The sequence below is a fragment of the Arthrobacter sp. 05T420 genome (assembly GCF_056396305.1).
Genome location: NZ_JBFTLG010000005.1, coordinates 59,267 through 71,363, shown reverse-complemented (window position 1 = coordinate 71,363; position 12,097 = coordinate 59,267). Strand labels below are relative to the sequence as shown.

8 protein-coding genes are annotated in these 12,097 nt (G+C 68.2%); 5 read left to right on the top strand and 3 right to left on the bottom strand.

Features of this window, described 5'->3' with window-relative positions:
* Positions 1 to 18: 18 nt before the first annotated feature.
* From AC1DEM_RS06575 to AC1DEM_RS06565, 3 genes are read right to left on the bottom strand one after another with little or no spacing between them, the layout of a single operon-like run.
* Positions 19 to 2,559 carry a transglutaminase TgpA family protein gene (locus AC1DEM_RS06575; protein ID WP_476883710.1) on the bottom strand — a complete coding sequence of 847 codons (2,541 nt, stop codon included), beginning with the start codon at positions 2,557 to 2,559 and terminating at the stop codon, positions 19 to 21.
* Positions 2,556 to 4,025: a DUF58 domain-containing protein gene (locus AC1DEM_RS06570; protein ID WP_476883709.1), complete on the bottom strand. Its 1,470-nt coding sequence runs from the start codon at positions 4,023 to 4,025 to the stop codon at positions 2,556 to 2,558. Before AC1DEM_RS06570 ends, AC1DEM_RS06575 begins: the two co-directional genes overlap by 4 nt.
* A gap of 14 nt (positions 4,026 to 4,039) precedes the next feature.
* Positions 4,040 to 5,188 carry an AAA family ATPase gene (locus tag AC1DEM_RS06565; protein WP_476883708.1) on the bottom strand — a complete coding sequence of 383 codons (1,149 nt, stop codon included), beginning with the start codon at positions 5,186 to 5,188 and terminating at the stop codon, positions 4,040 to 4,042.
* Positions 5,189 to 5,365: 177 nt separating this feature from the next.
* Here AC1DEM_RS06565 and AC1DEM_RS06560 point away from each other — a divergent pair, with 177 nt between their 5' ends.
* The 5 genes from AC1DEM_RS06560 to AC1DEM_RS06540 all read left to right on the top strand — a co-directional run bounded on the left by AC1DEM_RS06560 (position 5,366) and on the right by AC1DEM_RS06540 (position 11,736).
* Entirely contained in the window at positions 5,366 to 6,253 is an 888-nt protein-coding gene (locus AC1DEM_RS06560) for a TatD family hydrolase (protein WP_476883707.1), read from the top strand.
* 304 nt (positions 6,254 to 6,557) lie between these two features.
* Positions 6,558 to 7,703, top strand: coding sequence for a ubiquitin-like domain-containing protein (locus AC1DEM_RS06555; protein ID WP_476883706.1), 1,146 nt, complete (start codon positions 6,558 to 6,560; stop codon positions 7,701 to 7,703).
* A gap of 241 nt (positions 7,704 to 7,944) precedes the next feature.
* Positions 7,945 to 8,784 (top strand): 16S rRNA (adenine(1518)-N(6)/adenine(1519)-N(6))-dimethyltransferase RsmA, encoded by an 840-nt coding sequence (gene rsmA / locus AC1DEM_RS06550; protein WP_476883846.1) that lies wholly within the window; start codon positions 7,945 to 7,947, stop codon positions 8,782 to 8,784.
* Between the two features lie 81 nt (positions 8,785 to 8,865).
* Positions 8,866 to 9,822, top strand: coding sequence for a 4-(cytidine 5'-diphospho)-2-C-methyl-D-erythritol kinase (locus AC1DEM_RS06545; protein ID WP_476883705.1), 957 nt, complete (start codon positions 8,866 to 8,868; stop codon positions 9,820 to 9,822).
* Between the two features lie 84 nt (positions 9,823 to 9,906).
* Complete coding sequence (locus AC1DEM_RS06540; RefSeq protein WP_476883704.1) at positions 9,907 to 11,736, top strand: ABC-F family ATP-binding cassette domain-containing protein; 1,830 nt, start codon at positions 9,907 to 9,909, stop codon at positions 11,734 to 11,736.
* The last annotated feature ends 361 nt before the right edge of the window (positions 11,737 to 12,097 follow it).

Sequence of the window (12,097 nt, the reverse complement as noted above, 5' to 3'; positions counted from 1 at the left end):
AGAACCTAGCCACACGACCTAGCCCCGGCGCACCCGGCGGACGGAGTTGCGGATCTTCCCCCAGGATTCCGCGAGTCCCCGCCGGGTGCGTTGTGCTGTCCGGGAGAGGATCCGGCGCGGCGCCGGGAGGGCCCTCCGCCAGCCGGACATGACCGACGGTGGCAGCCAGTCCGCGCGCAGCCGGACCAGCGGCCTCGCGTTGGCCCGCAGCGAAGCCTGCACCAGGGCGATCCTGGCGGCGGCAGAGTTGGCAAGATCCTCGGAGTCTGCGGACTCTGCGGTCTGCGCCGGTCCGGCGGCGCCCCCCGGGCGGCCGTACTGCTGACGTTCAAAGTCCTCGGTCAGGGCGGCCGCTGCCCGCTGCCCCGGGGCATCCGTGCCGCCGGGTTCGCCCAACGCCGCCGAGGCGCGCAACCGCTGCGAGAAATGCCGCGGCGTCTCGCTCGCTCCTGGGGCCACGCCGTAGTCCGTGGCCAGGTCCCGCAGTTCCGCCCAGGCCGGCAGAGCCGGTCCGGCTGTGGCGCCGGGATAGCCGCGCGCCGCGCTCCTCAGCCTGCGGCGCCGCACCCCGCCGCGCACCAGCCGAGGGGAAGCCACCAGCAGCGCCAGCAGCAGCACCGCACCAATGCCGTACAGTGTCTGTGCCGCCTGCGGGTCCACGGGCGCCGGCGTCCCGGTTCCGGGCAGCGGAACCGTGCCGGGGGCCGGGACCGGTGCTTGCGGGGAACGGTTCCCGGGGGTCAGGGCGTCGTTGCGTTCGTTGGTGCTGGCGCCGCTGGGCAGGGAGGCATCCGTGGCGTAGGCCGGAACGAGGCCGCGGGACGGCGTCGGCTCAAATGCGACCCAGCCGACGCCCTGGAAGTAGAGTTCCGGCCAGGCATGGGCGTCGCGGGCATCGACTTCGAACTCCGGAAGCGGACCCTGTCCCGAGACAGCCACGGTGGCCCCGGTGGGGCGGCCGGGCGCGTAGCCCACGGCGATCCTGCTGGGAATGCCCTCCAACCTGGCCATCACGGCCATGGCAGAGGCGAAATGAATGCAATAGCCGCTCTTCTGGCTCAGGAAGTCCGCCAGCACGGACAGCCCGTTGCCGTCGTAGCCGCCCTGCACGGGGGACTGCAGGGAGTAGCTGAACTCGGTGGAGCGCAGGTATCGCTGGATCGCCATGGCTTTCGCATACGGCGAGGCGGCTCCGGCCGTCACGGTCTTGGCCGTGCTGCTCACAACCTCCGGAACGTTCGACGGCTGCCGCAGGAACTGCTCCGGGACCCCGCGCACCGGCTCGGAGGCCCCCGCCAGCAGCGCTGCCGTGACCTGCGGAGTAACGGACATGACCACGTACTGCTGGTCGCGGGAGTTGGTGTCGACCCCCTTGATGCTGAGCGTGGCAGGATCCCAGCTCCAGCGCCCGGTGAGGCCGTTGACGGCTTCGGGTGCATACGGCGCGGGCAGGTACGGGCTCGTGTACTGGCCGGTGTTGACGGCCGTGATCACGCGGAGCTCTGTCGGGGCCCTATCAAGCCCGGACTCGATCCTGCCGGTCCCGGGTTGCCGGGTGGACTCCCGGTCATCAGGTGCCCAGGAATCGCCGTCGAAGTTGTCCACCGTCACCGAACGCAGGTACGGCGTCGTCGGCGAGTTCGTGGCGAAGGTGATCCGGCCCTCGCCCGAGGGGCTGCGCAGGCTGTTGCCCAGGCTGATCATCGGGTTCAGGCCGGTGGCGCCGCCGAAGGGGTTCAGCCGTGAGCCCTGCGGGAACGTGCCCTGCTCGAATCCCGGGATGACAGGCTGCAACAGCAGCGTGACGGTCAGCGCCGCGGCGGCTGTGATGGCTCCGCGCCGGAGCTGCCCGGGGTTCCGGGCGGTGTCGGCCAGGGTGCGGGCATCAGGGGTGAACCAATGGCTGCACCCGAGAATCAGCAGATACCCGACGGCGGCGCCCACGAACGCCAGCACTCCCACGCTTTGCGGCTTGACCATCGCCGGCACCACGAGGATTGCCAGGATCCCCAGCCCGCTTGTGGCCGGCAGTGCGAGCGGGAATGCCAGGGCATCGATGAGGATCACCAGCAGTCCGAGCACCGCGCAGATCAGCATCACGATTCCGGCGTTGGGGGCCACCGGGGTGCTCTCGGCAAGGACGGTTTCGCTGGCCCGCCGGAGGAACTTTCCCAGGTAGTTCATGGTCTCCGGGGACGGGATGAACCCGGCAATGCTGTGCTGCCGGAAGAAAATGAAGGTCAGGGCGACGACGAGCGCCACCAGGCCGCCGGCAGCGACCAGCCATGTCCTGGCCCGCAACGACCGGAGCATTGCCATGGAGAACGCGACGGAGAGAACGGTGCTGAAGACCGGGGAGTACCAGGCCCATCCGCGCAGGACGCCGTTGAAGCCGAGGGCCGCGCCTGCCACTGCCACCGCGACGGCGGTCCCCATCACCCAGGGCTGGGCGCCGGGTCCATCCGGCCGGGGCGCCGCGCCGGGGGTCAGGACTGTCGGTTCTTCCTTGCCGGCCGTGCCGGTTCCAGATCCGGAGCTGCGGTGCGGTGCGAGTGTCATGGCCGGCCCCCCACGCCGCGGCGGACGTCGGCCGCGGCGGACATCGCAGGGTCTGCCTGGTCAAAGGCTGCCCATGCGTCCGGCAGCGGGCTCCGCGCAGTTACCGCCACGGCCCGCCATCCGCCCAGCCGCAACGCCTCCAGTACCTCGGGCATTGCACCGGAATCCTGTGCCTGGTCCATGACCAGCAGCGCGAAGGCGTTCGCGCCGAACCCGGCCGCGGGGGACAGCGCCCGGGCCTCCGCCTGGGACAGGCTGCCTAGGATCGCCAGGACCGGTCCCCGCAGCCGGTGGGCGGAAAGCTTGTCCATCAGGGCGTCGTCGAAGACCTGCGGGGCTCCCGCCGCAGCTTCCCGCGGGCGGGGCTGCGGGGCGCGATCCCGGTGCTGTTGGGCATGGTGGTGCGGGTGGTGCGGGCCGGAAAGTTCGATGGCGGCCAGGCTTTCCGCGATGGACTGCAGTCCTGCTGTTCCGGTGTATGCCTCGGCGTCCGGGTCGGGAGCGGACGGCGAATTCCGGAAGGCGGGCGCACCGGCGGTGTCCAGGAACCGCAGCGAGTAGTTGCGTTCCGCGAGGTGCGCGCCGATCGACATCGCCGCCGTGACAGCCCACTCGAAGGCGTCGCAGGTCAGCAAATCATGGCCGTCCCCGTCCCCGCTGCCCGAGTGGCCGCCCGGGGACAGGGCGCTGTGGCCAAACACGCCGTGGGGATAAGCCGAGAGGCGCTGATCCAGGATGATGGTCGCCTCGGGGGTGGTGACGGACTCCTCCTGCCGCACCATGAGGGACCCGTGGCGGGCGGTCGCGGCCCAGTGCACTCGGCGCAGCGGATCCCCATGGCGGTATTCGCGGGTCATAACGTCGTCGTCGCTGGGATTGGCCCGCGCCCGCGTGGGTGTGACGCCGTCGTGTCCGCGGGCGCCTGCGAGGCCCGTCTCGGGGAGCTCCACGGCGGCGGGCGTCACGGTGAGGAGGTCGCCGTCGTCAATCGCGTGGCGGTGGAAGGACAACCCGAAGGGGTCGCTGAACTCCGCCGTCACGGGCCCAATGAGGAACTGGCCCCGCCGGGGCGAGCGAAGGTGGTATTCATAGCGGCTGGTGCCGGCGGCAGCCCCACGTGCCGGGAATCTGAAGACGGGGGATTCGCCGAACCGGGCCGGCAAGTGTTCCTCCATAATCGCGTGGCCGGTCCCTGGCCCGGTCCGCGCGACGGCCAGCCGCACCGTGGTGCGCGCGGACGTTTCGACCGGCGACGGGCTGAATTCGCGGTAGACCTGGAACCTCGGCTTCAGGACGCGGGTTCCGGCCAGGGCCAGCACGGGCAGGACCAGCAGCAGTACGGCCAGGGCGAGCAGATCCCGGCGCCCCATGATCTGCGCGGCCAGCAGGGACAGCGCGCCCGCGCCCAGCAGGCCCCAGCCGCGGGTGCTGAATAAGTGCCCGGGCAACCGATCCCTCAACGCCACGGCGGACCCATTCCCTAGCGGGGGTTCGGCAGTTTGGGTGCCGGCGCCGCCGCCATGGCCGAGGCCTTCTTCCGGCCAGCGGGGCCGCTTCCGTTGGGTGAAGCCGTCACTTCCGGCGTGACGGGGATCTTGGCGATGATGGCCCGGATGACGGATTGCGGCGTCTCGCCCGCGCTGGCCGCCTTGCGGTCGAGGATGATCCGGTGGGCGAGGACCGCTTCGGCTACGCTAACGACGTCGTCCGGCAGCACGAAGTCGCGGCCCTCCAGCGCGGCTGTAGCTTTCGCCGCGCGCAAGAGCTGCAGCATGGACCGCGGGCTGGCGCCGAGCCGGAGAAGCCCGCTTTCACGCGTGGCCCGGCCCAGGGCCACCGTGTACTCCTTGATGGACCGTGACACGTAGACCTGCTGCACCGTGGCAATCATGGCGGCCACTTCCGCCGCGGTGACCACTGCCGTCACGCGGGCCAGCGGAGAGGATGCCTGGTGGGTCTCGAGCATCTCCATCTCGGACTCGCGGTCCGGGTAGCCCATGGAAATCCGGGCCATGAAACGGTCCCGCTGCGCTTCCGGCAGCGGGTACGTGCCCTCCATCTCGATGGGGTTCTGCGTCGCCACCACCATGAACGGCTCATCCAGCCGATAGGACGTGCCGTCCACCGTGACCTGGTGTTCCTCCATGCACTCCAGCAGGGCTGACTGGGTCTTGGCCGAGGCACGGTTGATTTCGTCCCCGATGACGATATTGGCGAACACCGCGCCGTGCCGGAACTCGAAGGTCCGGGTCGCCTGGTTGTAGATGGACACGCCCGTGACGTCGGACGGGAGCAGGTCCGGCGTGAACTGGATGCGGCTGACGGAGCAGTCGATGGTGCGGGCCAGGGTCTTGGCCAGCAGCGTCTTGCCCACCCCGGGGACGTCTTCCAGGAGCAGGTGGCCCTGGGCGAGAAGCACGGTGAGTGCCAGCTTGGCAGCGTCGGCCTTGCCGTCGATGACCGTATTAATGGCCGTCAGGATCCGGTTGCTGGCCGAATGGAAGGCGTCCGCGTCCATGGCCGGCGCCGGGGACCGGTGTCCGGCTCCGTTTGGTTCCAGGCCAGCGCGGCCCGGGAGTCTCTGTCCTTCGGGGAGGATGTCGTCTAGGGAAGTGCGGTGGTAATCCATCGGCAGCCTTTCAGCCCTGGTGGGTCCCGGAACTGACCGCCAGCGGCCACCGGACCCCTCAGCGGCGTTCGCCTGTTTCCTAACGGGGAAATAACAGCGTACTAACAGCCTACTAACACAACTGCCGGGCCTGACAGAGAATTCCGGGGAAATCTCGGCGCCGGTTAGGGTGGATGAATGCTCAATCCCCTCACACCCGTCCCGTTCCGGCCGCCCGGAGACGACGGTACAGGACGCAGCGGGTATCCGCCCGCACCGGAGCCGCTTCCCGTCCCGGTCATGGACAACCACACGCATCTGGACTTTCCCGACGCGGAGCTCTTGGTGGGCGTCAAGGATGCCCTCGACGCCGCCGCAGCAGTAGGTGTCCAGGGTGCGGTGCAAGTGGGCTGCGACCTCGAATCCTCCCGGTTTACGGTCAAAGCCGTTGACCTTGATTCGCGGCTCCTTGGCGCCGTTGCCCTTCACCCCAACGATGCGCCCGGCTACGCCCGGCGCGGCGGCTTGGAGGACGCCCTGGCCGAGATCGAGGCACTGGCAGCCCATCCGAGGGTCCGGGCAATCGGTGAGACCGGCCTCGACTTCTTCCGGACCGAGGGGGAGGGCCTGGCCCACCAGCGTTACTCATTCCGCCGCCATATCGACATCGCCAAACGGCTCGGGCTGACGCTGCAAATCCACGACCGCGACGCCCATGACGACGTCGTCCAGGTATTGCGCGAAGAGGGGACCCCGGAGCGCGTCGTCTTCCACTGCTTCTCCGGCGACGAGGCCCTCGCCCGGACCTGCAACGCGGAGGGCTGGTACATGTCCTTTGCTGGAACTGTGACATTCAAGAACGCGGCGGACCTGCGCTCAGCGCTGGCCATCGCGGACCCGAGCCGGATCCTGGTCGAGACTGATGCGCCCTTCCTCACCCCGCACCCGCATCGCGGCCGACCGAACGCGAGCTACATGGTCCCCTATACGGTCCGGGCCATGGCCGATGTGACTGGTTCGGAGCTTTCCGAGCTGTGCGCCCAGATCGCCGCAAATACCGTGCGGGCGTACGGATCCTGGCACTGAATCGATCCTCTTCAGCCGTCCGGGATAGATACCGGGTATGCACCAATTCTTGGCGCCTTTATAACGCTTCGATTACAGTGGTCAACTATTAGCCGGGGTCGGGGAAGGCCTACGGTCAATTTCACTCCAGCAGGGCGTGCATTGTGGCAAACGAACCACATGTGCGCTCTCGTTTTGGGTGAGGCAGTGCACGCATGTTCCGTGACGTTCCGGACGATGTCCGGAGCCGCCGTTGGCGCGCTCACGAAGGGTGGTCACGTGTACTTATCCCCGTGCCCGGAAGGTCCAAGAGATTCGGGCAATTGTGGTCAAGTTCTTCACATCGGATGGAAAGTTCAGCTTCGTCAAAGTTGGCACGCAACTCGTAGTGCTGGTGGCACTGGTGCTGGGCCTCGTGGCCTTTGTCGGCAATAACAAGACGATCACACTCAACGTGGATGGCAAAGTCAGCTCCGTCCAGTCCTTCGGCGGAACCGTCGGGGAGGTCGTCAAGGGTGCCAAGGTTGAACTGCAGCCATCCGACCGGGTGTCGCCCTCGCTGGACGCCCATGTGCAGGACGGGGCAGTCATCAATGTCAACCTCGCCAAGGCCGTCAAGGTCAGCCTGGACGGCGCCGAACGGACCATTTCCACCACCGCGCCCACCGTTGAAGGGCTCGTGACCGAACTCGGCGTGGCCAGCGCCTCGCAGCTCTCCGTGCCCAAGGACGCCCAGCTCGCCGTCTCCGGTTCCTTCGTTTCCATCTCGACGCCGAAATCCGTGAGTGTCGTTGCCGACGGCAAGGCAACCAAGACCACCACCACGGCGGCCACCGTGGCCAAGGTCCTTGAGGACGCCAAGCTGTCCCTCGGAACCAGCGACCGCGTGTCCCAGCCCGGGAACGCTCCCGTGGTCAATGACATGGTGATCAAGGTTTCCCGCGTCGACGTCAGCAAGACGGCCAAAACCACCGAGCCCGTCGCCTTCGAAACACTCACCACCGAGAGCGCGGACATGTTCAAGGGTGAGAAGAAGGTCACCCAGGCCGGCGTTGCCGGCACCACCAGCAAGAGCTTCAAGCTGGTCCTCGTGGACGGCCGCGAAGCCTCCCGGACCCTGGTGTCCGAGACCGTCAGCACCCAGCCCGTCACTGAAAAGGTGACCGTCGGCACCAAGGAAAAGCCCGAGCCCGCCGCCAACACCGGTGCAGCCGCCCCCGCCATGATGAACCAGGGCATGTGGGACAAGATCGCCCAGTGCGAGTCCGGCGGCAACTGGTCCATCAACTCCGGCAACGGCTACTACGGCGGCCTGCAGTTCGACGTCGGGACTTGGCTCGGCTCCGGCGGCGGCGCCTACGCCCCGAACGCCGCAGCGGCCAGCAAGGCCCAGCAGATCGCCGTCGCCAACCGCATCTACGCCCAGCGCGGCCTGCAGCCCTGGGGCTGCGGCTGGGCCGCCTCGAGCTAGCACGCGCAAGTCCAGTTGGCCAGCCCAGCAGGCCAGGCCAGTTCTCAGCCCGGCGGCTGACAGCCGGCCACTGACCGCCCGACTCCGCGGCTACTGACCACAGCCAGGGGACCGCACAGGCCGGGTCCGGATTCCTCCGGACCCGGCCTGCGGCGTACCCGCGCCGGGATAGGATACCTAGGTGACTGAACCGAGCCCCTCCGCCCCCGAAAGCCTCCCCGGAGCGGCGCCCGCACCGCTCATGGGTGCCTCCGATATCCGCCGGCTGGCCGAGGAAATCGGCGTGCGGCCAACGAAGACCCTCGGCCAGAACTTCGTCATCGACGGCAACACCATCCGGCGGATCGTGAACACCGCTGACATCCAAGCCGATGAGACAGTCCTGGAAGTCGGTCCCGGGCTCGGGTCGCTGACCCTAGGCCTGCTGGATGCCGCCCGGAGCGTGGTCGCCGTCGAAATCGATCCGGTCCTCGCCGGGCGTCTGCCGGCCACGGTGGGGCAGTGGCGGCCGCACGCCGTCGGGAATTTCCACCTCGTCCTGGCCGACGCCATGCGGGTCACCGACCTTCCCGTCGAGCCGACAGCGCTTGTGGCGAACCTTCCCTACAACGTCGCCGTCCCGGTGGTGCTCCACCTGCTGCAGCACTTCCCGAGCCTGCAGCACGGCCTGGTCATGGTCCAGGATGAAGTCGCCGACCGCCTCGCGGCAGGGCCCGGTTCCAAGACCTATGGCGTGCCTTCGGTCAAGGCCGCCTGGTACAGCAGCATGCGCAAGGCCGGCGTGATCGGCATGAACGTCTTCTGGCCCGCGCCCAAAATCCATTCCGGACTCGTCGCGTTCACACGCCGGGAGCCCCCCGTCACGACTGCCACCAGGGAGCAGGTCTTCGCAGTGATTGACGCCGCCTTCGCGCAGCGCCGCAAGACGCTCCGGGCCGCGTTGGCCGGCTGGGCCGGCAGCGCCGCCGAGGCCGAACGATGCCTGCGGGCCGCCGGCATCGACCCCACCGCCCGCGGTGAAGTGATCGACATTGCGGCGTTCGCCAGAATCGCTGAAGCGCACGAGCAGCCGGTCGCCTGAGGTCGTCGTGAGCTCCTTATGGCTTCCCCCGGGCGCAGTTCCGTGCTTGGAGCCCGGGCCGCAATGCCATAGCGTGGAGCCATGAACGCAGTGAGAGAGCGCTTTGCCGCGAGGACTGTTCGAGTCAAGGCTCCAGGCAAGGTCAACGTCTCACTGGACGTCGGACCGTTGCGGCCGGACGGCTACCACTCGGTTGCCAGCGTCTATCTGGCCGTCTCACTCTACGAAGAAGTTGCCGCCACCAGCACCGATACCGGCGAGATCACCGTCAGCATCAGTAACGCGAGCACCTTTGACGGCCTGGATATTCCGCTCGATCACCGCAACCTGGCCTACAAGGCGGCGGCCATCATGGCAGACGTCTCCGAACACTCCACCGGTGTCCATCTGGAAATCACGAAACGGGTGCCTGTGGCCGGCGGCATGGGCGGCGGTTCCGCCGACGCCGCCGCCACCTTGCTGGCCTGCGACGCATTGTGGAACAGCGGCCTGTCCCGCGACGAACTGGCCCACCTGGCCGCGGAACTCGGAGCCGACGTCCCCTTCGCGCTGCTCGGCGGCACGGCCGTGGGGCTCGGCTTGGGCGACGACCTCTCGCCCGCCCTCGTCAAGGCCCAGACCGACTGGGTACTCGTGACGGCGGACTTCGGCCTGCCCACCCCGGAGGTCTACCGGGCCCTGGACCGGCTGCGCGTGACCGAAGGCGTAGTGATCGAGGCGCCCACCGCCGTGGACCCGATGATCCTCCAGGCCCTCCGCGGCGGCGACGCCGACGCCCTGAGCCGTGTCCTGGTCAATGACCTGCAGCGCGCCTCGATCGAACTCGCCCCTGGCCTCCGGGACACCCTTGGCCTCGGTGAATCCCTGGGGGCGATCGCCGGAATTGTCTCCGGCTCCGGGCCCACGGTTGCGTTCCTTGCACACAACCCTGCGGCGGCCGAGGGGCTGGCCAAAGATCTCCGGCACCACAGTTTCGACGCCATGGCGGTGCACGGCCCGGTGCACGGTGCCCGCATCATCTCCGATACGCTCCTTTAGGAGCTTTTTGGCGCACCGCATCATGACTTAACAGCATCGCTTCACCGATCCACCCAATCGATACACCTAAGAAAGCAGTTCCCAGTGGCACACCTGCTCGGCGGCGAGAACCTCACGGTCTCGTATGCAACCCGTACCGTCCTCGATGGCATCACCCTCGGCCTTGAAGAGGGCGACCGGATCGGGATGGTGGGCCGCAACGGCGACGGCAAGTCGACCCTCATGCGGCTGCTGGCCATGCGCTCCACCCCGGACTCCGGCCGGGTGACCAAGCGCAGCGAGGTTAACATCGGTTACCTGGACCAGAGCGACGTACTCGACGGCGACCTCACCGTCGGTGCCGCGATCGTGGGGGAGCAGGCCGACTATGAATGGGCCCGCAATCCCCAGATCCGCGAAGTCATGGGCGGCCTCGTGTCCGACGTCGACTGGCACGCCAACGTCCACGCGCTCTCCGGCGGGCAGAAGCGGCGTGTGGCGCTGGCCAAGCTGCTGATCGAGGACCACGACGTCATCATGCTCGACGAGCCCACCAACCACCTCGACGTCGAAGGCGTCGCGTGGCTGTCCCGGCACCTGAAGACCCGCTGGCGGGCCAACCAGGGCGCCTTCCTCGTGGTCACCCACGACCGCTGGTTCCTGGACGAAGTCTGCACCAAGACGTGGGAAATCCACGACGGCATCATGGACCCGTTCGACGGCGGTTACGCCGCCTATGTGCTGGCCCGCGCCGAACGTGACCGCTCCGCTTCCGTGGTGGAAAGCAAACGCCAGCAGCTCGTGAAGAAGGAGCTCGCCTGGCTCCGCCGCGGTGCCCCGGCCCGTACCGCCAAGCCCAAGTTCAGGATCGAGGCGGCCAACGCCCTGATCGCCGACGTCCCCGAGCCGCGCGACTCGACGGCGCTGAGCAAGATGGCCACGGCCCGGCTCGGCAAGGACGTCCTGGACCTCGAGAACGTCTCACTGGACTTCCTCGGCGGCGACGCCGGGCAGAAGCTCTTCGACAACATCACGCTGCGGCTTGCGCCGGGGGAGCGGCTGGGCCTCGTGGGCGTCAACGGCGCCGGCAAGACCACCCTGCTGAAGCTCCTCAACGGCGAGATCCAGCCGAGCTCCGGGAAGGTCAAGCGCGGCAAGACGGTGGTCACCGCGGTCCTCACCCAGGAGGTCAAGGAACTCGACGACGTCTCGGACCTGCGCGTGATCGAAGTGATCGAGCGGGAAAAGCGCTCCTTCAACGTCGGCGGCAAGGAATTCACCGCCGGCCAGCTCGTGGAGCAGCTTGGCTTCACCAACGAGAAGCAGTGGACCCCGGTCAGGGACCTCTCCGGTGGCGAACGCCGCCGGCTGCAGCTCCTGCGCCTGCTCGTGGGGGAGCCGAACGTGCTGATGCTTGACGAGCCCACCAACGACCTCGACACCGATACGCTCGCCGCCGTCGAGGACGTGCTTGACGGCTGGCCCGGCACCCTCGTTGTGGTCAGCCACGACCGGTACCTGCTGGAGCGCGTCACAGACCACCAGATGGCGCTCCTCGGCGACGGGAAGATCCGCGCCCTGCCGCGCGGCGTCGACCAGTACCTCGAACTGCGCGAAGGCGCACTCGCGGGCTCCACGATCACCGGTGGCGGGAACCCCGTCACTTCCTCTGCTGCCGGCTCCGCCCCGGCCGTCGCAGGCCCGTCCGAGGCCGAAAAGCGCGACGCCCGCAAGGCCAAGAACCGGATCGACCGCCAGCTGGGCAAGCTCAAGCAGCAGGAAGACAAGATCCACGCCCAGATGACCGCCGGGGCCGGGGATGCCAGCAAGTTCGACCAGCTCGCCGAGCTCAACGCCAAACTCGGGGAGCTCGCCGGCGAACGCGAAGCCCTCGAACTCGAATGGCTCGAGGCCCTCGAAGTGCTGGGGGAGTAGCCTCCGGGCGGGCGCGGGACATGCCCAGTGTGTTCAGGCGCGGCTGGACATGTCCCTTGCAGGCTGAAACCTACAGGACAAGTCCCGCTGCGAAGGCCAACACTGGGCATGTCCCTTGCAGCGCTGAAAACGCGCAGGACATGTCCCTCAACGCAGGCCAACACTGGACATGTCCCTTGCAGGGCTGAAAACCCGCCGGACATGTCCCACGGCGCGGGCCAGGGATGGGCATATTCGCCTTATGTCCATTCCTCGGAACCGGTACTGGGCATGTCCCGCCGAGCGCTCAAGGGGCTCGGCACCCCATTCCGGAAGTCCCTCGGAGGGCTGGATAGGCCGCCGGACATGTCCCTCAACGCAG